We start from the raw sequence: 24,220 nt of genomic DNA on the forward strand, positions 1-24,220 counted from the left end.
GCGGCCGGGGGGGTGGGCGGCGGGGGGGGGGGGGGGGTTGGGGTGGGGGGGGGGGGGGGGGGGCGGCTGCCCGGCCCCCCCCCCCCCCCCCCGGCTCGGGTGCGTCATCAGTGCCCGATGGTCAGATCTCAAGCTTGAAGCCGACGTGCGAGCCGGTGAAACCGAGCCGCTCGTAGAAACGGTGGGCGCTGGTGCGTGACGCGTCCGAGGTCAGCTGCACCAACTGGCAGCCCTGACGGCGAGATTCCTCGATCGCCCACTCGATGAACCGGGTGCCCAGTCCGCCGCCGCGCTCGTCTGCGTGGATGCGTACGGCCTCGATGATCGACCGGGTGGCGCCGCGTCTCGACAGCCCGGGGATGATCGTCAGCTGGAGCGTGCCGACGACGCGGCCCTCGCGTACGGCGACCACCAGCCGTTGGTTGGGGTCGGCGCTGAGCCGCTCCAGGGCGCTGAGATAGGGCGTCAGGTCGTCCGGTGATTCCCGCCGGGCGCCCAGCGGGTCGTCGGCGAGCATGCCCACGATGGCCGGGATGTCGTCGGCGACCGCGGCACGTATGTCAAGATCTCCCATGCCCGCAGCCTATGCGGGCACGTTCAGCGATTCCACGACCCGCACCAGGGGGGCCAGCTCCGGGTTCCTGGCCGCCTCGTCCAGGGCCTCGCGCAGCGCGGTGTCGTTGGTGGGGCGAGCCTCTTCGAGCAGCCGCAGCCCCGTCTCGGTGACGTTCGTGTAGATGCCGCGCCGGTCGGTCGGGCACAGGTAGCGCTCCAGGAGGCCCCGGTCTTCGAGGCGCGTCACCAGCCGGGTGGTGGCGCTCTGGCTGAGGACGACGGCGTCGGCGACCTGCTTCATCTGCAGATGGCCCCCTTCGTCGTCGTGCTGTCGGCTGAGGACATCCAGCAGGGAGTACTCGCGCACGCTCAGGTCGTGCTTCCCCTGAAGGGCGCGCTCGATGTGCGCCTCGATCCTCCCGTGGAGCAGGGAGAGAGCGCACCAGCCTTGGGCAAGGGCGGTGAGCGCGGGGTCTGTCGCTGTCATTGGCGTGTTCCTCCGTCCCGGAGCGGCTGACACCAGGATAGAGCAGGTTCGCAATATCCAGCGGTTGCATATAGCCCGCGCATGCAATTAATGTGGACGCACGCTAAGCGCACCTGCAATCTTCTGGGAAGGTGTACCCCCCATGCCTCTCGCGCTTCTGGCCCTCGCGATCGGGGCCTTCGGAATCGGAACGACCGAGTTCGTGATCATGGGCTTGCTGCCCGAGGTCGCAGGCGATTTCGGGGTCTCCATCCCCACCGCCGGCCTGCTGGTGACCGGCTACGCGCTCGGTGTGGTGATGGGCGCCCCGCTGATGACCGTCCTGGGCACCAAGGTCCCGCGCAAGCGGATGCTGATGTTGCTGATGGGCTTGTTCATCGCGGGCAATCTGCTGTCCGCCGTCGCCCCCTCCTTCGCCGTCATGCTGATCGGCCGCGTGGTCGCCTCCCTCGCCCATGGCGCCTTCTTCGGTATCGGCTCGGTCGTGGCGGCCGACCTGGTCGCCCCGAGCAAGAGGGCCGGCGCCATCGCGATGATGTTCACCGGCCTCACCGTCGCCAACGTCGTCGGCGTCCCGCTCGGCACCCTGGTGGGACAGCACGTCGGCTGGCGCGTCACCTTCGGCATCGTCGCCGCCCTCGGCATCGTCGGCCTGGCCGGCATCGCCAAGCTGGTGCCCGAGCTGCCCAAGCCGGAAGGCGTGCGCCTGCGGCACGAGCTGGCCGCGTTCAAGAACACCCAGGTCCTGCTCGCCATGGCGATGACCGTCCTCGGCTTCGGCGGGGTCTTCGCGGCCATCACCTACATCGCACCGATGATGACCCATGTCGCCGGCTTCGCCGACGGCTCCGTCACCTGGCTGCTGGTCCTGTTCGGTCTCGGCATGGTCGGCGGCAACCTCGTCGGCGGCAAGTTCGCCGACCGCGCCCTGATGCCCATGCTGTACGTGTCGCTGAGTGCCCTGGCGGTCGTCCTCGCCCTCTTCACGGTCACCGCGCACAACAAGATCGCGGCCGCCGTGACCGTCGCCCTCATCGGTGCCCTGGGCTTCGCGACCGTCCCGCCGCTGCAGAAGCGCGTCCTCGACCAGGCGCACGGTGCCCCCACTCTGGCCTCGGCCGTGAACATCGGCGCCTTCAACCTCGGCAACGCCCTCTCCGCCTGGCTCGGCGGCATCGTGATCGCCGCGGGCTTCGGCTACACCTCCCCCAACTGGGTCGGCGCCGCCCTCGCCGCGGCCGCCCTGCTCCTCGCCTTCCTGTCGGCCGCACTGGAGCGTCGCGACAGCGCCCCGAGCGCCGTGGCCGCCGGCGCTGTACCCGCAGCGCAGCGGGAGTCGGTCCACCACTGAGACGGCCGCAAGGCCACAGTTACGGGTCCGGCACCGACCGAGCCCTGCCCTGGGACACGGGGCACCTCCCGGCCCGCCCATGCCCTCTCTGTCGGCGTCGGTGGCGGTGCCCCCGACCAGGACCACGGCTTCGCCACGGACGCCGTACGGGCACTTGTCTGACCGCACTCGGATCAGCGCGGAACGCCGGCTCCCTCAGGGGGCCGGCGTTTGACGTACCGTGGGTCCCTCAGCCCGCTGCCACCGTCAGCGGCGCGAACCGCCGCGTCCAGTCTCCCGGCAACTCCGTGATGCCATAGGTCATCACGGAGTTCATGGTGACGGAGGCCAGCCCGCGCTCCTTGGCCCATCCCAGCAGTTCCTCGTGCCGGATGTCGATGTCGGTGCGGAGCGGGCGGTCCGTGTGGGTGGCGAGCGAGGCGATGAGGGACTTCGCCGTCTCCGTGTCCCGGGCGATCAGCGGCCCGACGACATGGGTGTCCATGTTGGGCCACGCGGCCGCATAGCCGACGACCTGCCCGCCGTCCACGGCCACCCGCAGCTGGTCCGAGAACGCGGGCAGGCGGGCGATGAGAGGCGTGCGGTCGGTACCGAACACCTCCTCGTCCAGCCGCAGGATGGAGCCGAGGTCCTCGGCCGCGGCCGCCCGTGTCGCCACCCGGGGCTCGGGGCCGCCGGGAGTGAAGGGCCCGGTCAGCATCTCCGAGTGCCCCGTTGTCTTGAACCCCAGCTCCTCGTAGAGCGGACGGCCGTACGGCGTCGCGTACAGAGTCAGGGGAGTCGTTCCCATCACCGAGACCATGTGGCGCATCAGCCGGCGCCCGACACCCTGACGGGAATGCCGTGCGGCGACCAGGACCATGCCGATCGCACCGAGATCCGGGCGTTCGCCCGAGCCGTACTCCGTGATGACGCAGGCGGCGACCAGGCCTCCGCCTGGGTCGTCGATGCCGTATCCCTTTCCGGCCGTAAGGAGCAGGCGCCACTTGTGTTCCTCGCGCGGCCACCCCCGATCCTCGGACAAGTCGGCGCAGGCGGTGAGATCGCCTGGCGTCAGTCGGCGAATGGGCAGTGAGGCGACGGAAGGAGTGGGCACGCAGGTCAGGCTTTCCGACCGGCACCCGTGGCGTCCACCTGTTTCCAGGTAGACACACGCGCTTTTGGCCATGCCGTAGTCCTGAGCACAGTCCCTGGACAGGCGGGGGACGTTTCACGTGAAACATCGCCCCATGGCCGTTGCCCGAGACCTCCCCGGCGAGCGCTGATCCCTTCCCACTAGCCTCGGGACCATGGCGCGACTTCATCTCTTCGATCTCGACGGCACATTGCTGCACGGCACCTCCGCCCCCGTCGAGATCTCCCGTCAACTCGGCCTGGAAGCCCAGACGGTGGAGCTTGACCGGGCGATTTCAGCAGGACGGATAGCCCCGCCGGAGTACGCGGCGCGCGTGTACTCCCTCTGGGCCGAGCTGACCGACGCCCATGTCACCGCGGCATTCGACGGAGCGCCTTGGCTGGCTCGTATCCGGGACGTCTGGGCCGAGATCAGGGCAGCGGGCGAGTACTGCGCCGTGGTCTCGCTCTCGCCCTCGTTCTTCGTGGAGCGCCTACTGGGCTGGGGAGCCCATGCCGCCTTCGGATCGCGCTTCCCGGCGGTGCCCTTCGTCGAGCCGGTGGATCCGGCGGGCCTCCTTGATCCTGCGGCCAAGGTGACCATCGCCGACCGCCTGTGCGAGGAGTTCGGGGTCGGCCGGGCAGACTGCGTCGCCTACGGAGATTCGATGTCGGACAGGGAGTTGTTCGCCGTGGTTCCGGTGTCCGTGGCGGTCAATGCGGACGGACATCTCGCCGGTCTCGCAACGTACTCCTACACGGGCCGGGATCTATGGGATGCCTATGAATTGGCGCGCGGCACCAGGTAGTTGAGAGACCTTGTGGTTCGCCCGTTGTTGGATTCGTGGGGGAGACAGGGGGGACTTGTGCGCGGAGCGACGGCCGGTAGGGTCGACTCCGGTTCCCGTCCGGATGAGACGTCCGGCGGGAGTGACTGCGGTCCATGTCACACTTTCGCCTTACTTGTCCGTACGCGAAGGAAGCGCGGTTCAATGTGGCCGTGTCGGCCGCAGGCCGGACCGGGAAGAGCCAGCCGTCAACGGGGGAACACAAGCACCTTCCGAGTGAAGTGCGCAGACCGACCGAAAGATGTTCGAGGCGAGGCACACCATGGATGCTCCGACCACCACGTCGGCGGGCAACGACGGGGCCGGCGGAAGCAGCTGGTTCACGTCCCCCAGCAACACCCCGGTCGAGCCCGCCGCCGAACAACCGGTCGCGGCGCCGGGTGGATGGCAGGAAACGCCCCAGAGCCGCCCTCCCGCGTCCGGAGAGGCCCGGGAGCGAATACGGCCGACGGAGGAGCCCGCCCGCCTCCAGAACCCCGCCCAGGCTTCCCCCGCCGGGCAGTACGCGGCCTCCGGCCCCTTCACCCCCACAGCCGGGCAGCCGATGCCCCCCACGTTCGAACAGCGCGTCCCACCGCAGCGCGGCGTACAACCGACTACGGACGCCTCCCCGGACGCGATCCGCATCCGCGGCACCATGGCCGAGGTCGGTCCGATAGCCGACAAGGTCACCTCGTACTTCTACGCACTGCTCTTCGTGCGCCATCCCGAACTGCGTTCACTGTTCCCGGCCGCCATGGACACCCAGCGGGACCGGCTCCTGAAGGCACTGCTCACCGCGGCCGAGCACATCGACAACACGCCCGTCCTGGTCGAGTACCTCCAGAACCTGGGCCGCGGCCACCGCAAGTACGGCACCCGCCCGGAGCACTACCCGGCGGTCGGCGAGTGCCTCATCGGTGCGTTGAGCAGGTACGCCTCGGGCATCTGGGACCCGGAGACGGAGGCGGCCTGGGTGCGGGCGTACACGACGATGTCGCAGGTGATGATCGACGCGGCGTCGGTGGACGAACTGCGCGCACCGGCCTGGTGGCATGCGCAGGTCGTCGCCCACGACCTCAGGACCGCGGACGTCGCGGTGCTCACGGTCCGCCCGGACCAGCCGTACCCCTTTCTCGCGGGGCAGTACGCGAGCATGGAGACGCCCTGGTGGCCGCGGGTCTGGCGGCACTACTCCTTCGCCTCCGCCCCCCGCTCGGACGGGCTGCTGACCTTCCATGTGAAGGCGGTTCCGGCGGGCTGGGTCTCCAACGCGCTGGTGCACCGTGCCCGCCCCGGTGACGTCATCCGTCTCGGTCCTGCCGTCGGCTCGATGACCGTCGACCACTCCAAGGACAACGGACTGCTCTGCCTGGGCGGCGGCACCGGCATCGCCCCCATCAAGGCCCTGGTGGAGGACATCGCCGAGCGCGGCGCACGCCGCCCGGTCGAGGTGTTCTACGGCGCCCGTACCGACCACGACCTGTACGACATCGACACCCTGCTCCGGCTCCAGCAGAGCCATCCCTGGCTCTCGGTCCGCGCGGTCGTCGACCAGCAGGCGCATCTCCAGCTCCCCGACGCCATCCGCGCCTACGGTTCGTGGAGTGAGTACGACGCCTATCTCTCGGGTCCGCCCGGCATGATCCGCAACGGTGTGCACGCCTTGCGGGACGTCGGTATCCCGGCGCACCGCATCAGGCATGACTCGGTCGAGGAGCTGGTCGTGGTCGGCGACTGATCCATCACCCGAGGTCGGGGGCGTGCATGGCCCGTACGCCCTCGATGTTCCCGTCCAGGTAGTGCCGCAGCGAGAGCGGCACGAGGTGTACGGAGGCGATCCCGACACGGGTGAAGGGGACGCGAACGATCTCGTACTCGCCGGCGGGCTCCTCGACTTCGGGGCCGTGCCGCAGGGTGGGGTCCATGGACTCCAGCCGGCAGACGAAGAAGTGCTGCACCTTCACACCGGTGGTGCTGCCGCTGTCGCCGATGTGTTCCACGGTGTCCACGAAGCAGGGCACCACATCGATGATCTTGGCGCCGAGCTCCTCGTGCACCTCGCGGTGAAGGGCGTCGACGACAGTGGTGTCCTCCGGTTCGACCCCGCCACCGGGAGTGACCCAGTAGGGATCGACACCTGGCTTGGTGCGCTTGATCAGAATCAGGTCGTCGCCATCCAGGAGAACGGCACGTGCGGTGCGCTTGACCACGGGTCGGACGGTCATGGGAGAAATGTGGCCCAGCTGGTTCCACGTGAAACATCGCGAAGCCCCACCGTACGGCTGGATCGCGTCAACTCCGCCTGATGAGCTCAGCCCCAGTCCGCAGCCGCGTGGTGGAGCCACTCATGTGCCCGCGCCACATGCGGCATGGCGAGCGTGCCGGTCCGTACCACCAGGAAGTAGGTCCGCAGCGGGGGTACCGCGGGCTCGTGCAGCGCCATGACCTCGCCGCGGTCCAGGGCGGCCGTACACAGATAGCGGGGCAGTACGGCGAGGCCGGCGCCCGCGACCGCGCAGGCGAGGACGGCACGTAGGTCGGGCACGACGACCGTGCCGGAGGCGGCCGGCAGGGCGTCGAAGACGGAGCCCCAGTAGCGTGAGACGAAGGGCAGCGACTCATGGACCTCGACGACGGGCAGGTTCTCCAGGACCGGCGCGCCCTTGTCGCCCACCGTCCCGGTGCCGATCTCCTCGGCCCAGCGGGGAGCGGCGACCAGTACGTGCTCCTCGTCGCAGAGGGCGGTGGCGGTGAGCAGGGCGCCACGCGGCCGGGCCGTGCTGATGGCCAGGTCGTGGTGTCCGGCGGACAGCCCCTCCAGGGTCTCCTCGGCGGTGCCGAAGGAGGCGCGCAGCGCGAATCCCTGGCCGTCGTCGCCGGCGAGCTCCGAGAGGGCGGGGAGAGCTCGCTCGGCGGTGAACTCGGGCGGGCCGGCGAGATGCAGGGTACGTACCGAGGAGTCGTCGTCGAGGCCGCGTTCCGCTATCTCCACGAGCGCGTCGAGGTGCGGGGCGGCCTTGTGGGCGAGTTCGTCGCCGATGGTCGTCGGGGTCACCCCTCGGGCCTGCCGCAGGAAGAGCGGACGACCGAGCTGTCTTTCCAGAGTGCGGATCTGGGAGGTCACGGCCGGCTGCGAGAGTCCGAGCAGGGCCGCGGCGCGGGTGAAGGAGCCGGCCCGGTGCACGGTCACGAAGGTCCGTAGCAAGGCCAGGTCCATCGTTCACCCTTCTTTTCGCCCTGCCCCTCGCCGGCCCTCGGGACAGGTCCCCAACTATAAATAAGTCGATAGGTCTCTGTCCCTACAGTGATTGGACACTGACGCAGAGTCAACTAGCCTTGGTCGCGCGGTTCTTGGCGCGCGAGAGCCGGGACGGTCCGAGCCACGAGGGGGGAGGCTCGGACCGTCCGTTATACGTAGTCGGGTCGGCGCGGCCGTCCGTAATCCGGTCACTGATCCGACTCGTCGAGCGCGCGGAGCACATCGGCCACCAGATCTTCGGGATCCTCAGCTCCGACCGACAGCCGGATGAAGCCCTCCGGTACGTCGTCCCCGCCCCAGCGTCGCCGCCGCTCGGCCGTGGAGCGCACCCCTCCGAAACTCGTCGCATCTTCGACCAGCCGCAGCGATTCCAGAAAACGCTCGGCACGCGCGCGTGTGGGCAGCGTGAAGGAGATCACCGAGCCGTAGCGCCGCATCTGCTGCGAGGCGATCTTGTGCGCGGGGTCGTCGGGCAGCCCCGGGTAGCGCAGCCCGGACACGTCCGGCCGCCGGCGGAGCGCCTCCGCGAGCACCAGGGCGGTGGCGTTCTGCCGGTCCACCCGCAACTGGATGGTGGCCAGGGAGCGATGGGCCAGCCAGGCCTCCATGGGCCCGGCGATCGCGCCGATGATCTTGCGCCACCGGCGTACGGCGGCCATGGCCTCCGTGTCCCGGCCGGCGACGTACCCCAGCAGGACGTCCCCATGCCCGGTGAGCTGCTTGGTGCCGCTGGCCATGGAGAAGTCGGCGCCCAGCGCCAGCGGCCGCTGGCCGAGGGGGGTGGCGAGGGTGTTGTCGACGGCGACGAGGGCGCCACGCGCGTGTGCCGCCTCGGTGAGCCGCCGGATGTCGCACACGTCGAGCCCGGGGTTGCAGGGCGACTCGATCAGCAGCAGCTTCGCCCCGTCCAGAACGTCGAGCTGGGCGTCGTCGGCGGTCGGCGCGGGGCGCACCTCGATGCCGTAGGCCTCCAGCTGGGCGCGGACCAGGGGCAGCACCTGGTAGCCGTCGGACGGCACCACGACCACGTCGCCGGCGCGCAGCTGAGAGAAGAGCACGGCCGAGATGGCCGCCATGCCGGAGGCGAACACCAGCGTCTCGACGTCCTCGCCGGGCGCCTCCAGCTCGCCGATGGCGCGCTCCAGATGGGTCCAGGTCGGGTTCTCGTCACGACCGTAGGCGTACGGCCCGCTGACCTCGCCCGGCAGATGGAAGTGTGCGGCGAACACCGGGCCGGGCAGGGTCGGTTCGTTCTTGACCGGCTCGGGCAGTCCCGCGCGCACCGCGCGTGTGCCCTCACCCGTCGCGAGGCCGGACTCGGAGCTGGAATCGCTCATGCCGCTGTTCCTTCCACTTCGTCGCGTACTGCGGCGAGGAGGCCCTCGCTCGCCGCCTCCACCATCTCAAGACACTCCTCGAAGCCGTCCGGACCGCCGTAGTACGGATCCGGTACGTCGAGGTCGTCGGCGGCATCGGGGTCGTAGGAGCGCAGCAGGTGCACCTTCTGCGCGTCCTCCACGGTGGGGGCGAGGCGGCGCAGGGCCTTGAGGTGGCCGGAGTCGAGGGCGATCACGAGGTCCAGGCGGTCGAACCAGGACGCCTGGAACTGGCGGGCGGTGTGATCGCCGTCGTAGCCGTGTTCCTGGAGGACGCGGACGGTGCGCGGGTCGGCGCCGTCGCCCTCGTGCCAGCCGCCGGTGCCGGCGCTGTCGACCTCGACACGGTCGTCGAGCCCGGCCTCGGTCATGCGGGCACGGAAGACGGATTCGGCCATCGGGGACCGGCAGATGTTGCCGGTGCAGACGAAGCAGACACGGTAGGTCATCGGGCGCTCAGTCCGTGTCGGGAAGGATCATGTTCAGGGCCCACGACACGATCGAGATGATCAGGCCACCCAGGACGGCCGTCCAGAACCCCTGCACGTGGAAACTCAGGTCGAGCTTGTCGCACACCCACGACGTCAGCAGCAGCATCAGCGCGTTGACCACCAGGGTGATCAGGCCGAGCGTGAGGATGAACAACGGGAAGGTCAGGATCTTCACGATCGGCTTGACCAGGAAGTTCACCACGCCGAAGACCAGGGCGACCAGGATCAGCGTCCAGACCTTCTTGGTGGTGCTGTCGCCGGTCAGAGTGATCTTGTCGAGCAGCCACACGGCGACGGCCAGGGCGCCTGCGTTGGCGATCGTCTTGACTACGAAATTCTTCATGTGTCTGATCGTGGCAGACGAGATCAGATACGAGCAGTGGGGCGAGGGCGGACAACGGCGATGAAGGCATTCCGGCTGGACGAACTGGAGGCGGAACGCGCCGCCAACGACGGGGCGTACCTGCAGTTTCTGCGCGAGCGGAACATGTCGGTCGGCCTCTACGCCCTGAACGCGGGCGAGCAGGACCCGCAGAAGCCGCACAACCAGGACGAGGTCTACTTCGTCGTCAGCGGCCGCGCCGCGATCACCGTCGGCCTGGAGACCACGCAGGTGGCCCGGGGCAGTGTGGTGTACGTGCCGGCCGGGGTGGCCCACAAGTTCCATCACATCAGCGAGGATCTGAGGGTCCTGGTCGTCTTCTCTCCCCCCGAGGCGTGACCTTCCCCTCGGGGTTCCCTAGGGGAAGGGTCAGGGGAGGACAAGGGATCAGGGGCCTCCGGACGACCCCCTCGCGGCTCTAGCATCGAGTGCAGGACATCGCATCGTGCGGCGCGCACGAGACCGACGGTACGTGCCGAAGCGCACGGGAAAGCAGAGGGCAGGGCAATGCGAGAGATCTTCACGGGTCTGCCGTGGTGGGTGAAGTGGATCGCGGTGCCGGTCATCGCGCTGGTGGTGTTCGGCGGCCTGATCGGCTCCATCGTCGGCTTCCTGGCCTACCTGCTCTTCAAGTTGCTGATCTTCGTGGCGCTGGTCGGCGGACTGATCTACATCGTGCGGAAGTTCATGTCGAACTCCTCATCGAAGAGCGACTGGTGAGGACCGTGGGAATCGGTGACCGGTAACAGGAATCGCCGGTTCCCTCGGGGGAGGGAAGTTTCCCGCACGGGCCGACCGGGAGCGGTGGCGGACGGTTAGAGTCGCTGACCCCCTCGCGCTCCGGGAGTGACCCTTGGCCACGCTTGATGCCACCTCCGCCCCCACGGAACATTCACCACCCCCCACCCAGCGCCGGTCCGGCACACCCCCCGTGCAACGGCCGGCCACCTCGTCCGACCCCGCACAGCCGCACTCGGCCACTCTCATCGGCTCCGTGCAGCGTGCGATGCGCCTGCTGGAGTGTGTCGCCGGACACGAACACGGCGCCCCTGCCAAACAACTGGCCCGCGAGACCGCCCTCGCGCTGCCCACCGCCTACCACCTGCTGCGCACCCTGGTCCACGAGGGCTATCTGCGCCGCGACAAGGGGCTGTTCTTCCTCGGTGAGGCCGCGGAGCGGCTGAGCAGCAGCGGGGCGCAGCAGAAACGTCGCAGCGTGGTTGTCGACACCCTCGCCCACTGGCGGGATTCGATCGGTGCGCCGGTGTACTACGCCATGTACCGGGACGGCGAGATCGAGGTCGTGTGCGTGTCCGACTCCCCGGGCACCCCGGCGGTCGAGGAGTGGGCCGACTTCCGCGAGACCGCGCACGCGCACGCCATCGGCCAGTGTCTGCTCTTCCAGCTGGACGAGAACGCCCGCCGTGACCATCTCGACCGCTACCCCCTGCAGGCCCTCACCCCGTACACGGTCCGTGACAGCCATGCACTGCTGCGGCGGCTGGAACGGACGCGGCGGATGGAGCCGTTGGTGGAGCGCCAGGAGTACGCGCTGGGCACGGTGTGCGCGGCGATCCCCATCACCGTCGGCACCACGGCGGCCACGGTGGCCATCTCCCTCCCTCTCCACCAGGCCGACCGGCTGCTGCCCGCCGCACGCCAGTTGCAGGCGGAGGTGGGTCGGCATCTGGGATCCCTGGCGATCGCTATCAGTATCTGAAAACTCACTCCTTGTGATCTGCTGTGTACGTTCAGCAAGATTTGACCACCATCAAAGGGATAAAACCCGGCCAGTCGGTGTCATATGACGGGGTAGGCGATGCGCGAGTCCGTACAAGCAGAAGTCATGATGAGCTTTCTCGTCTCGGAGGAGCTCTCCTTCCGCATCCCCGTGGAGTTGCGCTACGAGACCTGTGATCCGTATGCCGTGCGGCTCACTTTCCATCTGCCCGGGGACGCGCCGGTGACCTGGGCCTTCGGCCGTGAGCTGCTGATCGACGGGGTGGGCCGGCCGTGCGGGGAGGGCGATGTGCATATCGCCCCCGCCGACTCCGAGGTGCTGGGCGAGGTTTTGATCAGGCTTCAGGTCGGGGGCGACCAGGCGGTTTTCCGGTCCTCGGCACCACCGCTGGTGGCCTTTCTCGACCGTACCGACAAGCTGGTGCCGCTGGGCCAGGAAGGTGCGCTCGCCGACTTCGACGCCCATCTCGACGAGGCTCTGGACCGCATCCTGGCCGAGGAGCAGAGCGCGGGCTGAAGCGTTACGGCACGGGGCGTGAGCCGCTCCGCCGAGCCGCGTGAGGATGCGCAGGAACGCTTCTGCGCGTCCCTGGGCGGCGGCGGAACGCTTCTCCTCGTGCGCGCCGTCATGTGCCGCCCACCGCGCCCTCACCGCTTCCGGCGCCGCCCTCGCCCGCTGCGCGCCGGGGCCTCCACGGACGCGACCGTCGCCGTGCCCGGCCGGTCGGCCGACACCACCAGGGCCGCGAGCAGCGTGGTGACGGGTACCGAGGCGACCAGGCCGATCGAGCCGACCAGCGTACGCACGATCTCCTCGGCCACCAGCTCACTGTTGGCGACCGTCGCCACGCTGCTCTGCGCGATGGAGAAGAGCAGCAGCAGCGGCAGCGCGGCGCCCGCGTAGGCCAGGACGAGGGTGTTGACGACGGACGCGATGTGGTCGCGGCCGATGCGGATGCCCGCCCGGTACAGCCCGCGCCAGCCCATCGTCGGGTTGGCCTCGTGCAGCTCCCAGACGGCCGAGGTCTGGGTCACCGTCACATCGTCCAGGACACCGAGCGAACCGATGATGACGCCGGCCAGCAAAAGACCACTCATGTCGATCGACGGGTACAGGCCGTGGATCAGGCCGGTGTTGTCGTCGGTGTTGCCGGTGAGCGCGGCCCAGTCGATGAACTCCGAGCCGAGGACGCCGATCAGGCACAGCGAGACCAGCGTGCCCAGCACCGCCACCGAGGTCCGGGCCGACAGGCCATGGCACATGTACAGGGCGATCAGCATGATGGCGCTCGCCCCGACCACCGCCACCAGCAGCGGATTCGAGCCCTGCAGGATCGCCGGCAGGATGAACAGGGTCAGCACCATGAAACTGACGGCGAGCGCGACGAGCGCCATCACACCGCGCAGCCGGCCCACCACGACGACGGCGAGTGCGAAGATCCCGGCCAGCAGCGCCATCGGGAGCTTCCGGTTCACATCGGTGACCGAGTACTGCAGGTCCTTGGGCGCCGAGGGCTCGTAGGCGACCACGACCTTCTCGCCCTCATCCAGTTGACGGGACTGGTCGGGCTGCACGATCTCGGTGAACGTGCGGCCTTTGTCCTTGCCGGTGTCGACCCGGACCGTCGCCTTCTTGCAGGTGCCGTCCTCCTCCTGCTTGGCGGAGCTGCCCTCGGCGGCGGAGGTGTCGCCGGTCGAGCCGCCCCCGGAGGCGTTGACCGACTTGCAGCTGACCGGGACGACCTTGGTGACCGTGGCCTGCTGTGTCTGGCGGTCGAAGCCGACGCCGGTGCGCTCGTGTGCCGGGGCGCCGCCGGGCCACAGCACCACGAGGCCGGCCACGACCGCTGCGGTGAAGGGGATGAGGATCGCTGCGATGACCTTGCGCAGATGCTTGGAGACCGGCGCGGCGGGGCCATGGCTGTGCGAGTGACCGTGCCCGCCGCCTGACCCGGAACCGCCCTGCCCGGGTCCTCGACCTGGCGGGTGGCCGTTGGCATGGCCGTCGTCGTGACTGTGGGCGTGCCCCTGGTCGTGCGGGTGGCCCTGCCCGTGGTCGTGCGCGTCACCGGCACCATGGCCCCCGTGGCCGGTTCCGCCGCCCTGTGCGGCACCGTTGCCGCGCCTCGGGTCGGGGGGCGGATAGGGGTGCTGCTGTGTCGTGGTCACCGCCCGATCATCGCAAGAACGGCAGGGGCCCTCTGTTCACCGCGCCCGAATTGACGCTAGCGTGGAGGCACCTTTGCACACGCGGGAGCTCGGAGCACCGGGCTGAGAGGGCGCTGACCTCCGTATTCGCGATGTTTCACGTGGAACGAGTGATGTTTCACAGGAAACGCCGCCCGACGGAAGCCGCTGCGTCGACCGCCGAACCTGTTACCGGGTAATGCCGGCGTAGGGAGTAGGTCTCATGACCAACAAGGACGCACGCACGCCTGCCCTCAGTCAGGACGAACAGCCCATTGCGGGTGAACCGTCCACAGGGGCCGGGAAGTCCATCGGCTGGCACAAGGGGTATGTCGAGGGTTCGCGCCCCGACCTTCGGGTGTCGGTCCGTCAGGTGCACCTCACCAACGGGCAGTCGGTCACGCTCTACGACACCTCCGGCCCGTACACCGATCCGCTCGTCGAGACCGACGTCCGCAGGGGTCTGCCGCCGCTGCGGGAGAACTGGATCATCGCCCGCGGGGACACCGCCGAGTACGCGGGCCGCCCCGTCCGTCCCGAGGACGACGGGGTCAAGCACACCTCGCCGCGTGGTGGGCTGCGCAACCTGGACGCGGTATTCCCGGGCCGCCCGCGCCAGCCGCGTCGCAGCCGGGACGGCGAGGCGGTCACACAACTGGCCTATGCCCGCCGGGGTGAGGTCACCCCGGAGATGGAGTACGTGGCCATCCGCGAGAACGTCTCCCCCGAGGTCGTCCGTGAGGAGATCGCGGCGGGACGGGCCGTGCTGCCGGCCAACGTCAACCACCCGGAGATCGAGCCGATGATCATCGGCAAGCGGTTCCTGGTGAAGGTCAACGCCAACATCGGCAACTCGGCGGTGACTTCCTCGATCGAGGAGGAGGTCGAGAAGATGACCTGGGCGACCCGCTGGGGCGCCGACACGGTCATGGATCTGTCCACCGGGCGCAACATCCACACCACCCGCGAATGGGTGCTGCGCAACTCCCCCGTCCCCATCGGCACGGTGCCGCTCTACCAGGCCCTGGAGAAGGTCGACGGCAGGGCCGAGGAGCTGACCTGGGAGATCTACAAGGACACCGTGATCGAACAGGCCGAGCAGGGTGTGGACTACATGACCGTCCACGCGGGGGTGCGGCTGCCGTATGTGCCGCTCACCGCCAACCGCAAGACCGGCATCGTCTCGCGCGGCGGCTCGATCATGGCGGCCTGGTGCCTCGCGCACCACAAGGAATCGTTCCTGTACGAGAACTTCGAGGAACTCTGCGAGATCCTCGCCGCCTACGACGTCACGTACTCGCTGGGCGACGGCCTGCGCCCCGGCTCCATCGCGGACGCCAACGACGAGGCCCAGTTCGCGGAGTTGCGCACGCTCGGGGAACTCAACCGGATCGCCAGGCGTTTCCATGTACAGACGATGATCGAGGGCCCGGGCCATGTCCCGATGCACAAGATCAAGGAGAACATCGACCTTCAGCAGGAGATCTGCGATGAGGCTCCGTTCTATACGCTCGGCCCGCTGACCACGGACGTCGCGCCGGCGTACGACCACATCACCTCCGGCATCGGTGCCGCGATGATCGCCTGGTGGGGCACGGCGATGCTGTGCTACGTCACGCCCAAGGAGCACCTGGGTCTGCCCAACCGGGACGACGTCAAGACCGGCGTGATCACCTACAAGATCGCCGCCCACGCGGCGGACCTCGCCAAGGGCCACCCGGGCGCGCAGGAGTGGGACGACGCGCTGTCCGACGCCCGCTTCGAGTTCCGGTGGGAGGACCAGTTCAACCTCGCCCTGGACCCGGACACGGCACGCGAGTTCCACGACGAGACGCTTCCGGCGGAGCCGGCGAAGACGGCCCACTTCTGCTCGATGTGCGGGCCGAAGTTCTGCTCGATGAAGATCAGCCACAGCATCACAGAGCGGTTCGGTGGGGCGGCGGCTGAGGGGGCGTCTGCCGAGGAGGTCGTGGAGGGGATGCTGCAGAAGTCGAAGGAGTTCGCGGCGAGCGGGAACCGGGTGTACCTGCCGATCGCGGACTGACATCGACCGTCGGTGCGCTGCACCGGGAGACCGGCGACGGCCCCGGGTGCAGCGCCCCCGCCCTGGCCGGCGATCGGCGGCGGCCGTGCGCCCGGAGGTCGCAACCGCCTAGCTCGTCGCGGGCTTGTCGCACAGGGCGTGGTCGACGAGGGCGCCCGTCGCGCGGTTGAGAGCCGCCAGATCCGGCGGCGCGGTAGTGGTGGTGAGGGAGACGGTCACCGCGCGTTTGCCGTCCGCGCTCACCGCGGGGCGGGTGTTGACACCCGCCCCGTCGCCCTCGTGGGCGTAGTAGAAACCGCCGCAGGAGAGCGGGATCCGGCGCAGCCCGAGACCGTAGGTGCCCTCGGGCATCTCCGCCACGTCCTCCGGGTCGTCGGTCCGCTGGACGGTCCGCCGCATCTCGCGCCACTGCTCGGCCGGCAGCAGCTTCCCACCGGCCAGCGCCCGGAAGAAGGTGTTCAGGTCGGCGGTGGTGCTCACCACCCCGGAGTCCGCGGTGTGCTGGAAGCTGTGCTCGGTGACGTCGAGACGCTTGCCGTCGGCGGTCGTCAGGTACGCGTTCACGTGCGGGTCGGGCAGGTAGGGGTCGAGCCCGGGAACGGAGGTGTTCCGCAGCCCCAGCTTCGCGATCACCCGGTGCTCGACCAGCGCGTCCCAGGGTGCGCCGCCGGCCCTCTCCGCGATCATGCCGGCCAGCAGGTAGTTGGTGTTGGAGTACGCCCACCGGGTGGCCCCGCCCGGCGCGGGCACGAACACCGGCCGGTGCTTCATCGCCACCGCGACCAGGTCGGCCGCAGGCGTGGCGTCGTAGCGGTTCTCGTCGAAGTGGTTGATCAACCGGTCCTGGATCTCCGGGTCGTCGACGTAGTCGTACAGGCCGCTGGTCTGGCGGAGCAGGTCGCGGACGGTGATACGGGTGCCGTCGTTGCCGTGGCCCGCGACGATGCCCGGCAGCCAGTGCTCGACGGTGTCGTCCAGCGACAGCCGCTTCTCCGCCACGAGTTGCAGGACCACGGTCGCCACGAACGTCTTCGTCGTGCTCGCCACGCGGAAGTGCGAGTTCCACGGGATCGGGGCCGAGGAACCGGCCGTCCGGGTGCCGATGCGTGCCATGAGTGGCGCGCCGTTCGTTCGGTCCACCCTGGCCAGCACGTTCACATCGCCGCCCCCGGCCTTCCGTACGGCTGCCAGGTCCTGCCGGAGTGCGTCCTGGTCGTACGAGTGCCTTGCGGCCGTGTGCCCGGCGGTGGCGGCGGTCGCGACCGCGGGCGAGCCCAGCGCGAGCAGTGCTGCCGCCAGCACGGCGGTCCTGGCCTTTTTCGACATCGGCATCTGCATGTTCGAATCCCCCGGTGCTCTGCGTCCTGGTCGGTGACGATCACCAGCCAACCGGATCCAGAAGCGCCGGAGAATGGGACTGCCCTCCGAACGAGGGGTGTACCTGGCCCCCCTTCGCCTTCACCCACCGGGGACGACGCGTTCGCGTGGACGGGGTGTCCGGCTTGCGCCCCCGGCGGGGGCGCAAGCCGGGCTATTCCGGCTGGTGCTCCGGGCCTCCGAAGTCCGGGCTGGTGTAGTCCGGGCTGGTGAAGCTCGGCCGGGAGGCGGGTGCGGTGCCGTCATCGGTGCTGAAACCGGGGCGGTCGTAGCCCAGGCGCGGCATCCGGCCCCCCGGACCCGACGGGGTGGTACGGCGCAGTTCGGCCGTGCCGGGCTCGGTGGCCAGTCCTTCCCGCAGGAAGGGCAGGATGCCGCGCTCCAGCAGGGCGTCCCGCCAGGCGTCCCGGGCCTTGGCCACCTCCCCGCCGGGTTCGCCGTAGGCTCCGGCCTCCAGTGAGGGACTGTTGCGCAGTGCGGTGAGCAGCAGCCCCGCGCCGGCCATCAGGATGGCGGCCGCGGTCACGACGCCGAAGACCCAGCCGGCGGTGAGCATGGTCTGGGCGAACGCCGGGGCCGGGTCCAGCATCTTCAGGACGTAGCCGACGAGCAGGAAGATCGCGGCGGCGGTACCGGCGAGCACGGGCGCCAGGACCAGGGCGAGGGCGAAGCCGCCGGCGCCGGTGGTCTCGGCGGCCTCGCCGAGGGTGGTGGCGAGCCCCATCGCACCGCCCGTGGCCGACTCCGCGGAGTCGGACTCGTGGACAGTGGCCGGGGTGGACCGCGCCGGGTTGCGCAGTTCCTCGCGGACCTTCACATAGTGCTGGTACTCAGCCGCCGCGGCCGCCGCTATCAGTGCGGTGGCGTTGAGCGCCATGGTGCGCAGCTGTTCGGTGTTCAAACGCTGGCCGGCACCGGCCAGTTCGGGACGGTAAGGGGCGGAGCGCAGCGCCTCATCGAGGATCCGCTCGTATTCCTGGCGGTCCTCGCTGTGCAGGTGCTGCGGAACGCTGTTCATGTGCATCCCCCGATGCTCCGTAGGGCTTGGGGCTCGCACGCCGGCGAGCCGTCGGGCAGAAACGGAGGGGAGCCTGCTACGGATAAACCGATGGTAGAGCCGTTAAGGCACGCGGTGACAGGGGGTTGCCGGAAATTGGGGGTGGCCCGCGTGTGACATCGGGGTACAGAACAGCGTGCCGAACGTTCAGCTGTCCAGCGGAAGTTGTCTGACCAGCAACTTTCCGGCCATGGTCACTCCGCCGTCCATGGCGATGGCCAGGCCGTCCGCGTAGACGTGTGGTCCCTCCACCAGGGGGCCGGTGGTCTCCTCGCCGTCCTCGGAGCCGACTTCCCCCAGCAGATAGGGAATCGGGCTGTGCCCGTGAACGATGCGGGTGCCGCCGTACGTATCGAGAAGGGAACGGACGGCGTCTGCACCCCCCTCGTCGCGGAAGGAGAACCGCTTGGTGAACTTCCGGAACAGGTCCCAGACCTCGTCCGCGTCATTACGGGTGATGGTCTCGCGGACTGTGTCGTTGACCGCCTCGATCGAGTCGCCGTAGTCGAGGTAGGCGGTGGTGTCGGAGTGGACCAGCAGATAGCCGTCGACCTCCTCGACCGCGTCCAGGCGGGCCATCCACTGGAGGTGGTGGTCCTGGAGCCGGTCCATGTCGGTCTTCTGACCGCCGTTGAGCAGCCAGGCCGCCTGGAAGGTGGCGGTGCCCGCCCCGGAGTTGACGGGGGTGTCGCCGAACCGCTTGGCGCCGAGCAGCAGCAGCTCGTGGTTGCCCATGAGCGCCTTGCAGTAGCCGCCGGCCGCGGCCGCCTCGGCGGACAGCCGCATCACCAGGTCGATGACGCCGATGCCGTCCGGACCCCGGTCGGTGAAGTCGCCGAGGAACCACAGCCGGGCGGTGCCCGCGCACCAGTGCCCGTCCGTGTCGATCAGTCCCTGCTCCCGCAGCGCGCCGATCAGCTCGTCGAAGTAACCGTGCACGTCCCCGACGACATACAGCGGGCCCGGACCGGCCGCCGTCTGAGCGACCGGATCGGCGGCCGGGTCGACCGGCAGCTGGAGCGTGTCGCCACGGTGGATGACCGGCAGGTCGCGCTGGGTCGGCGTGTACCCCTCGGGATATCCGTCGGGGTACGGCTCGTCGAGCGCCGGGGCCACGTCGCCGGGGTGGGTGCTCTGGACGTACGGACCGGTCTCGTTGACGTACGCGGGCACCCGGAAGTCGCGCAACGTCGCCGTCCGTTCCGCCTCGGGTCCCTGACCGGCCCCCTGAGTCATCAGACCCCTCCACCATCGCGCCGCATCTGCACCGCTTCGGACTGCCTGGTCGCAGCGGCCCGCGGTGTCGTGGGCCCATCATAGGAATGCCCGTCGCGCCGTGTGATGACCCAGGGGTGGTGAATCGGAGCGGGACTCCAGTTCCATGCGGCTTTCGCCCCGGTTGGGCAGGGGTTCGACCACCGGCCGCTCACCTGCCGGCAGTCTTTCGACGACATCCGGCAGGCGCGTCGGCCGCTCCCGTGTGCGCACGGACCCGCCGGGCGGGCGTAGCGAGCGGCCGCGGGTGGGTGCGGGGCGTCCGTGCGTGGGTGCGGGGCGTCCGTGCTACTCCTCCTCCGGTGCCCGTGGCGGGCTGACCGTGGTGCGCTGCGGGCGTCGCTGGGAGGAGGTACGCACGATCAGTTCGGTCGGTATCACCTGCTCGACCGGCTGGTCCGACTCCACTCCCTCGATCGCGTCGATGAGCAGCTGCACCACCGCCGTGCCGATGCGGCGCGGCTTCAGGGAGAGCGTGGTGATGGGCGGCTCGGTGTTGGCGTACACGGTCGACTCGCTGCAGCACACCAGCAGCAGGTCGTCGGGGACGCGCAGCCCGTAGCGGCGGGCGGCGGCGAGCAGGTCGGTGCCGTTGGGGTCGAAGAGGCCGTAGACGGCGTCGGGGCGGTCCGGGCGGGCCAGCAGCCGGTCGGCGGCGACCGCGCCCGCACAGGGGTCGTGCGCCGGGTAGGCCTCGTAGACCGGGTCCTGGCCGACCCGTTCGCACCAGCGCAGGTAGGCGGTGGTGGACAGATGGGTGTACGTGTCCGTCGTGGTGCCCGTGAGCAGGCCGATCCGGCGGGCGCCCGCCGCGGCGAGATGGTCGAGGATGCCGAGTACGGCGGCCTCGTGGTCGTTGTCCACCCAGGCGGTGACCGGGAGCGAGCCGGCCGGGCGGCCGTCGGAGACCACCGGCAGCCCCTGCCGGACCAGCTCGCTGACCACCGGGTCCTGGTCGGACGGGTCGATGACGACCGTGCCGTCCAGGGCGACGTTCGACCACACGTCGTGGCGTGAGGTCGCCGGCAGGATCACCAAGGCGTAGCCGCGGGCTAGCGCTGCCGAGGTGGCGGCCCGCGCCATTTCGGCGAAGTACGCGAACTCGGTGAAGGTGAAAGGTTCATCCCCGTACGTCGTCACGGTCAGGCCGATCAGTCCCGACTTGCCGGTACGGAGGGTGCGGGCGGCGGCTGAGGGGCGGTACCCCAGCCGGTCGGCGACCTCGCGGACGTGGCGCCGGGTGGCATCCGGGAGTCGGCCCTTGCCGTTCAGGGCGTCGGAGACGGTCGTGATGGAGACTCCGGCGGCGGCGGCCACGTCTCTGATGCCCGCCCGGCCTGGCCGGCTTCCTCGCCGAGAGGTTTCCGCGCGGCTCACCTGGTGCTTCCCTGCTGCTGTCATGGCGAGCCGATAGTAGGGCTCATGCGGTGGGGTAGTGCGGACGCATATGCACGCGTTGACAGGCACGTTTCTGCAAGGCCAAATGGGGTCAACTACCTTAGAAAGAAAGTCAGTTGAACGATCCAATGGCGAGACGTGACTTGTCGGCACGCATGGGCCTGCCAAGTGCCCGATGTCTCGAAGAGGTCTCAACTCACCTTCACGGGTGATGCGCGCCACGGCGTGAGCCACCGGCGCGTAGATATATGTAGGGCGCGCCCCCGAAAAATGCGCCTTCGTATGGTGATGCCCGTGATGCCAGTGGGACGGATGAGGTCAGGCCCCCGCCTGCCGGGTCCCTCCGGTGCTGTACGCAGCGGCACCGAATCCTCATAAGGTAAGCAGTATTGGATGCCGGCGGCGCGGACGGTCCGCCGGTGGTCGCGAGGAGGACTGCGGTGAGCGAGACGAGCCCCAAGCTGCGCGCCGAGCTGGAGAGTATCCCCACCTACAAGCCGGGCAAGCCTGCCGCGGCCGACGGCCCGGTCGCCTACAAGCTCTCCTCCAACGAGAACCCGTATCCTCCGCTGCCCGGCGTGCTGGAGTCCGTGACCGCGGCCGTTGCCGCCTTCAACCGCTACCCGGACATGGCGTGCACGGGCCTGATGAACGAGCTCTCGGACCGCTTCGGCGTCCCGCTCGGCCATCTGGCCACCGGTACCGGCTCGGTCGGCGTCGCCCAGCAGCTGATCCAGGCCACCAGCGGCCCCGGCGACGAGGTGATCTACGCCTGGCGGTCCTTCGAGGCCTACCCGATCATCACGCAGATCAGCGGCGCCCGCTCGGTCCAGGTGCCGCTCACGCCCGGGGAGGTGCACGACCTGGACGCGATGGCGGACGCGATCACCGACCGCACCCGCCTGATCTTCGTCTGCAACCCCAACAACCCGACCGGCACGGTCGTGAAGCGAGCCGAACTGGAGCGCTTCCTGGATCGGGTGCCGAGTGACGTGCTGGTGGTCCTCGACGAGGCCTACCGGGAGTTCATCCGCGACCCCGAGGTGCCCGACGGCGTCGAGATCTACCGCGAACGACCCAACGTCTGTGTCCTGCGGACCTTCTCCAAGGCGTACGGCCTCGCCGGGCTGCGCGTCGGCTTCGCGATCGCCCATGAGCCGGTGGCGGCGGCGCTGCGCAAGACGGCGGTGCCGTTCGGCGTGAGCCAGCTCGCCCAGGAAGCGGCGATCGCCTCGCTGCGGGCCGAGGACGAACTGCTCGGCCGGGTCGGCTCTCTGGTGTGCGAGCGGCAGCGGGTGGTCGGGGCGCTGCGTGCCCAGGGCTGGACGGTTCCGGAGACCCAGGCCAACTTCGTGTGGCTGCGGCTGGGGGAGCGTACGACGGCCTTCGCGCAGCTCTGTGAGGAGCATGGGGCGGTCATCCGGCCGTTCCCCGGCGAGGGTGCCCGGGTGACGATCGGGGAGACCGAGGCGAACGACATCTTCCTGAAGGCGGCGGAGAACTTCCGCAAGGAGCTCTAGCCGCAAGGAGCCTTGGCCGTCGGCCAGTTCCACACGTACGGGGTCGCCGTGAGGCGGCCCCGTTGCGTTTGGGTTTCACGTGGAACCGAGGGTCGCGGGGCGACGTGACGGAGAAGACAGGCCCCCCATGGATGCGTCGAAAATCAGTGCGTCATAATGGCTTGTGAATGTGAATGCATTCACAAGCTCGTCCTCTTTGGTCCGTGATGTACGTGACAAAAGGGGCAAAGTGCCGCTGTACCCCGGCGACGTAAGGAGACTGACGACGTGGACCTGGCTCTGGCGCCGGAGACACTGGCGCGTTGGCAGTTCGGCATCACCACCGTCTACCACTTCCTGTTCGTCCCGCTGACGATCTCTCTGGCCGCCCTCACGGCGGGCCTGCAGACCGCATGGGTGCGCACGGAGAAGGAGAAGTACCTCAGGGCGACCAAGTTCTGGGGCAAGCTCTTCCTGATCAACATCGCGATGGGTGTGGTCACCGGCATCGTGCAGGAGTTCCAGTTCGGCATGAACTGGTCGGACTACTCGCGGTTCGTCGGTGACATCTTCGGCGCCCCGCTCGCCTTCGAGGCGCTGATCGCGTTCTTCTTCGAGTCCACCTTCATCGGGCTGTGGATCTTCGGCTGGGACAAGCTGCCCAAGAAGATCCATCTGGCCTGCATCTGGATGGTCTCCATCGGCACGATCCTGTCCGCGTACTTCATCCTCGCGGCCAACTCATGGATGCAGCACCCCGTCGGCTACAAGATCGACAAGGCGAAGGGGCGCGCCGAACTGACCGACTTCTGGGCCGTCCTGACCCAGAACACCGCGCTGGCCCAGGCCTTCCACACGCTGACCGCGTCCTTCCTGACCGGTGGCGCGTTCATGGTCGGCATCGCCGCCTTCCACCTGTTCCGCAAGAAGCACATCACCGTGATGAAGACCTCGCTGCGGCTGGGTCTGGTCACCGTCGTCATCGCCGGCCTGCTCACCGCGATCAGCGGCGACACCCTCGGCAAGGTCATGTTCAAGCAGCAGCCGATGAAGATGGCCGCCGCCGAGGCCTTGTGGGACGGCCAGAAATCGGCACCGTTCTCGGTCTTCGCCTACGGCGACGTGAGCAAGGGCCACAACAGCGTCGAACTGTCGGTCCCCGGCATACTGTCGTTCCTCGCCGACGACAACTTCAACTCGTACGTCCCCGGCATCAACGACACCAACAAGGCCGAGCAGCAGAAGTACGGTCCTGGCGACTACCGCCCGATCATCCCCGTCACCTTCTGGGCGTTCCGCTGGATGATCGGCTTCGGCATGGCGTCCTTCGCCATCGGCCTGGTCGGACTCTGGCTGACCCGCAAGAAGTTCATGCTGGCCCAGCATCTGCGGGTCGGTGAGGACGAGGTGCCGCATCTGGTCCTCTTCAAGAACAAGGCTCTCAGCCCGAAGCTCGGCAGGCTGTACTGGCTGGTGGCGATCTGGACGCTGGGCTTCCCGCTGATCGCCAACTCCTGGGGCTGGATCTTCACCGAGATGGGCCGTCAGCCCTGGGTCGTCTACGGCGTTCTGCAGACCCGTGACGCCGTCTCCCCCGGTGTCTCCCAGGCCGAGATCCTCATCTCGATGATCACCTTCACCGCGCTGTACGCCATCCTCGCCGTCATCGAGGTCAAGTTGCTCGTGAAGTACATCAAGGCCGGCCCGCCCGAGCTCACCGAGGACGACCTCAACCCGCCCACGAAGATCGGCGGCGAGGCGCGTGACGCCGACAAGCCGATGGCCTTCTCGTACTAGGC

Annotated in this window: 23 protein-coding genes and 1 riboswitch; of the genes, 10 read left to right on the top strand and 13 right to left on the bottom strand. The window is 69.1% G+C overall.

The genetic code is table 11. The annotated features are described in order from the left end of the window. Positions 1-121 precede the first annotated feature (121 nt). Positions 122-574, bottom strand: a complete 453-nt coding sequence (locus ABZ642_RS11500) for a GNAT family N-acetyltransferase (protein ID WP_360480855.1) — start codon at positions 572-574, stop codon at positions 122-124. Positions 575-583: 9 nt separating this feature from the next. Beyond that, complete coding sequence (locus ABZ642_RS11505) at positions 584-1,042, bottom strand: MarR family transcriptional regulator (RefSeq protein WP_360480858.1); 459 nt, start codon at positions 1,040-1,042, stop codon at positions 584-586. Between the two features lie 142 nt (positions 1,043-1,184). Here ABZ642_RS11505 and ABZ642_RS11510 point away from each other — a divergent pair, with 142 nt between their 5' ends. Next, complete coding sequence (locus ABZ642_RS11510) at positions 1,185-2,393, top strand: MFS transporter (protein WP_360480861.1); 1,209 nt, start codon at positions 1,185-1,187, stop codon at positions 2,391-2,393. A 229-nt stretch (positions 2,394-2,622) separates the two neighbouring features. Here ABZ642_RS11510 and ABZ642_RS11515 read toward each other — a convergent pair whose 3' ends face one another. Further along, positions 2,623-3,489 carry a GNAT family N-acetyltransferase gene (locus ABZ642_RS11515; protein ID WP_360480864.1) on the bottom strand — a complete coding sequence of 289 codons (867 nt, stop codon included), beginning with the start codon at positions 3,487-3,489 and terminating at the stop codon, positions 2,623-2,625. Between the two features lie 193 nt (positions 3,490-3,682). Here ABZ642_RS11515 and ABZ642_RS11520 point away from each other — a divergent pair, with 193 nt between their 5' ends. Next, positions 3,683-4,315 (top strand): HAD-IB family phosphatase, encoded by a 633-nt coding sequence (locus tag ABZ642_RS11520; RefSeq protein WP_360480867.1) that lies wholly within the window; start codon positions 3,683-3,685, stop codon positions 4,313-4,315. A gap of 280 nt (positions 4,316-4,595) precedes the next feature. Continuing rightward, positions 4,596-6,074 carry a globin domain-containing protein gene (locus tag ABZ642_RS11525; RefSeq protein WP_360480870.1) on the top strand — a complete coding sequence of 493 codons (1,479 nt, stop codon included), beginning with the start codon at positions 4,596-4,598 and terminating at the stop codon, positions 6,072-6,074. A 4-nt stretch (positions 6,075-6,078) separates the two neighbouring features. Here the strand turns inward: ABZ642_RS11525 and ABZ642_RS11530 are convergent, their stop codons facing one another. The 5 genes from ABZ642_RS11530 to ABZ642_RS11550 all read right to left on the bottom strand — a co-directional run bounded on the left by ABZ642_RS11530 (position 6,079) and on the right by ABZ642_RS11550 (position 9,805). Then, positions 6,079-6,561: an NUDIX hydrolase gene (locus tag ABZ642_RS11530; RefSeq protein WP_360480871.1), complete on the bottom strand. Its 483-nt coding sequence runs from the start codon at positions 6,559-6,561 to the stop codon at positions 6,079-6,081. Positions 6,562-6,647: 86 nt separating this feature from the next. Next, positions 6,648-7,553 carry a LysR family transcriptional regulator gene (locus tag ABZ642_RS11535; RefSeq protein ID WP_360480873.1) on the bottom strand — a complete coding sequence of 302 codons (906 nt, stop codon included), beginning with the start codon at positions 7,551-7,553 and terminating at the stop codon, positions 6,648-6,650. Between the two features lie 230 nt (positions 7,554-7,783). Further along, on the bottom strand, positions 7,784-8,932 hold the full coding sequence (locus tag ABZ642_RS11540) for a cystathionine gamma-lyase (protein ID WP_360480876.1): 1,149 nt from the start codon (positions 8,930-8,932) through the stop codon (positions 7,784-7,786). After that, complete coding sequence (locus ABZ642_RS11545; RefSeq protein WP_360480879.1) at positions 8,929-9,420, bottom strand: low molecular weight protein-tyrosine-phosphatase; 492 nt, start codon at positions 9,418-9,420, stop codon at positions 8,929-8,931. The genes ABZ642_RS11540 and ABZ642_RS11545 overlap by 4 nt, the downstream gene beginning before the upstream one ends. 7 nt (positions 9,421-9,427) lie before the next feature. Next, positions 9,428-9,805 carry a phage holin family protein gene (locus ABZ642_RS11550; RefSeq protein WP_360480882.1) on the bottom strand — a complete coding sequence of 126 codons (378 nt, stop codon included), beginning with the start codon at positions 9,803-9,805 and terminating at the stop codon, positions 9,428-9,430. Positions 9,806-9,865: 60 nt separating this feature from the next. Here ABZ642_RS11550 and ABZ642_RS11555 point away from each other — a divergent pair, with 60 nt between their 5' ends. The 4 genes from ABZ642_RS11555 (at position 9,866) to ABZ642_RS11570 (ending at position 12,101) form a co-directional block, all read left to right on the top strand. After that, positions 9,866-10,183 (top strand): cupin domain-containing protein, encoded by a 318-nt coding sequence (locus ABZ642_RS11555; RefSeq protein WP_351695789.1) that lies wholly within the window; start codon positions 9,866-9,868, stop codon positions 10,181-10,183. A gap of 168 nt (positions 10,184-10,351) precedes the next feature. Beyond that, entirely contained in the window at positions 10,352-10,564 is a 213-nt protein-coding gene (locus ABZ642_RS11560; RefSeq protein ID WP_351695787.1) for a DUF5326 family protein, read from the top strand. Between the two features lie 211 nt (positions 10,565-10,775). Further along, positions 10,776-11,564, top strand: coding sequence for an IclR family transcriptional regulator C-terminal domain-containing protein (locus ABZ642_RS11565; RefSeq protein WP_360481314.1), 789 nt, complete (start codon positions 10,776-10,778; stop codon positions 11,562-11,564). Between the two features lie 99 nt (positions 11,565-11,663). Next, a complete protein-coding gene (locus ABZ642_RS11570) occupies positions 11,664-12,101 on the top strand; it encodes an SsgA family sporulation/cell division regulator (RefSeq protein WP_351748159.1) in 438 nt (145 codons plus the stop codon). A gap of 131 nt (positions 12,102-12,232) precedes the next feature. Here the strand turns inward: ABZ642_RS11570 and ABZ642_RS11575 are convergent, their stop codons facing one another. Beyond that, positions 12,233-13,753 carry a YibE/F family protein gene (locus ABZ642_RS11575; RefSeq protein ID WP_360480888.1) on the bottom strand — a complete coding sequence of 507 codons (1,521 nt, stop codon included), beginning with the start codon at positions 13,751-13,753 and terminating at the stop codon, positions 12,233-12,235. A gap of 71 nt (positions 13,754-13,824) precedes the next feature. Continuing rightward, positions 13,825-14,002, top strand: a riboswitch (TPP riboswitch). Here ABZ642_RS11575 and thiC point away from each other — a divergent pair. Then, complete coding sequence (gene thiC / locus ABZ642_RS11580) at positions 13,995-15,815, top strand: phosphomethylpyrimidine synthase ThiC (protein ID WP_360480891.1); 1,821 nt, start codon at positions 13,995-13,997, stop codon at positions 15,813-15,815. (Overlaps the previous riboswitch by 8 nt.) Positions 15,816-15,923: 108 nt before the next feature. On the opposite strand, the gene ABZ642_RS11585 is transcribed toward thiC, so the two are convergent. The 4 genes from ABZ642_RS11585 to ABZ642_RS11600 form a co-directional block, all read right to left on the bottom strand. After that, positions 15,924-17,153: a serine hydrolase domain-containing protein gene (locus ABZ642_RS11585; RefSeq protein WP_360480894.1), complete on the bottom strand. Its 1,230-nt coding sequence runs from the start codon at positions 17,151-17,153 to the stop codon at positions 15,924-15,926. 193 nt (positions 17,154-17,346) lie between these two features. After that, positions 17,347-18,216 (bottom strand): hypothetical protein, encoded by an 870-nt coding sequence (locus ABZ642_RS11590; protein ID WP_360480897.1) that lies wholly within the window; start codon positions 18,214-18,216, stop codon positions 17,347-17,349. A 180-nt stretch (positions 18,217-18,396) separates the two neighbouring features. Then, the gene (locus ABZ642_RS11595) at positions 18,397-19,485 is read right to left on the bottom strand and encodes a metallophosphoesterase (RefSeq protein ID WP_360480900.1); all 1,089 of its coding nucleotides are present in this window, start codon (positions 19,483-19,485) and stop codon (positions 18,397-18,399) included. A gap of 327 nt (positions 19,486-19,812) precedes the next feature. Next, the gene (locus ABZ642_RS11600; protein ID WP_360480903.1) at positions 19,813-20,925 is read right to left on the bottom strand and encodes a LacI family DNA-binding transcriptional regulator; all 1,113 of its coding nucleotides are present in this window, start codon (positions 20,923-20,925) and stop codon (positions 19,813-19,815) included. A gap of 437 nt (positions 20,926-21,362) precedes the next feature. Here ABZ642_RS11600 and hisC point away from each other — a divergent pair, with 437 nt between their 5' ends. Next, positions 21,363-22,442, top strand: a complete 1,080-nt coding sequence (hisC, locus tag ABZ642_RS11605; protein ID WP_360480906.1) for a histidinol-phosphate transaminase — start codon at positions 21,363-21,365, stop codon at positions 22,440-22,442. 267 nt (positions 22,443-22,709) lie between these two features. Beyond that, on the top strand, positions 22,710-24,218 hold the full coding sequence (locus ABZ642_RS11610; RefSeq protein ID WP_360480909.1) for a cytochrome ubiquinol oxidase subunit I: 1,509 nt from the start codon (positions 22,710-22,712) through the stop codon (positions 24,216-24,218). Positions 24,219-24,220 lie beyond the last annotated feature (2 nt).

Origin of the sequence: Streptomyces sp. NPDC007157, assembly GCF_040634235.1 — a bacterium.
GTDB lineage: Bacteria > Actinomycetota > Actinomycetes > Streptomycetales > Streptomycetaceae > Streptomyces.

Bases quoted from the DNA above. Each gene is read 5' to 3' on its own strand.
- ABZ642_RS11550 (WP_360480882.1), bottom strand. From the start codon at position 9,805: ATGAAGAATTTCGTAGTCAAGACGATCGCCAACGCAGGCGCCCTGGCC.
- ABZ642_RS11570 (WP_351748159.1), top strand. From the start codon at position 11,664: ATGCGCGAGTCCGTACAAGCAGAAGTCATGATGAGCTTTCTCGTCTCG.
- ABZ642_RS11505 (WP_360480858.1), bottom strand. From the start codon at position 1,042: ATGACAGCGACAGACCCCGCGCTCACCGCCCTTGCCCAAGGCTGGTGC.
- ABZ642_RS11545 (WP_360480879.1), bottom strand. From the start codon at position 9,420: ATGACCTACCGTGTCTGCTTCGTCTGCACCGGCAACATCTGCCGGTCC.
- ABZ642_RS11500 (WP_360480855.1), bottom strand. From the start codon at position 574: ATGGGAGATCTTGACATACGTGCCGCGGTCGCCGACGACATCCCGGCC.
- ABZ642_RS11530 (WP_360480871.1), bottom strand. From the start codon at position 6,561: ATGACCGTCCGACCCGTGGTCAAGCGCACCGCACGTGCCGTTCTCCTG.
- ABZ642_RS11600 (WP_360480903.1), bottom strand. From the start codon at position 20,925: ATGACAGCAGCAGGGAAGCACCAGGTGAGCCGCGCGGAAACCTCTCGG.
- ABZ642_RS11510 (WP_360480861.1), top strand. From the start codon at position 1,185: ATGCCTCTCGCGCTTCTGGCCCTCGCGATCGGGGCCTTCGGAATCGGA.
- ABZ642_RS11560 (WP_351695787.1), top strand. From the start codon at position 10,352: ATGCGAGAGATCTTCACGGGTCTGCCGTGGTGGGTGAAGTGGATCGCG.
- thiC (WP_360480891.1), top strand. From the start codon at position 13,995: ATGACCAACAAGGACGCACGCACGCCTGCCCTCAGTCAGGACGAACAG.
- ABZ642_RS11590 (WP_360480897.1), bottom strand. From the start codon at position 18,216: ATGCACATGAACAGCGTTCCGCAGCACCTGCACAGCGAGGACCGCCAG.
- ABZ642_RS11540 (WP_360480876.1), bottom strand. From the start codon at position 8,932: ATGAGCGATTCCAGCTCCGAGTCCGGCCTCGCGACGGGTGAGGGCACA.
- ABZ642_RS11595 (WP_360480900.1), bottom strand. From the start codon at position 19,485: ATGACTCAGGGGGCCGGTCAGGGACCCGAGGCGGAACGGACGGCGACG.
- ABZ642_RS11535 (WP_360480873.1), bottom strand. From the start codon at position 7,553: ATGGACCTGGCCTTGCTACGGACCTTCGTGACCGTGCACCGGGCCGGC.
- ABZ642_RS11520 (WP_360480867.1), top strand. From the start codon at position 3,683: ATGGCGCGACTTCATCTCTTCGATCTCGACGGCACATTGCTGCACGGC.
- ABZ642_RS11585 (WP_360480894.1), bottom strand. From the start codon at position 17,153: ATGCAGATGCCGATGTCGAAAAAGGCCAGGACCGCCGTGCTGGCGGCA.
- ABZ642_RS11525 (WP_360480870.1), top strand. From the start codon at position 4,596: ATGTTCGAGGCGAGGCACACCATGGATGCTCCGACCACCACGTCGGCG.
- ABZ642_RS11555 (WP_351695789.1), top strand. From the start codon at position 9,866: ATGAAGGCATTCCGGCTGGACGAACTGGAGGCGGAACGCGCCGCCAAC.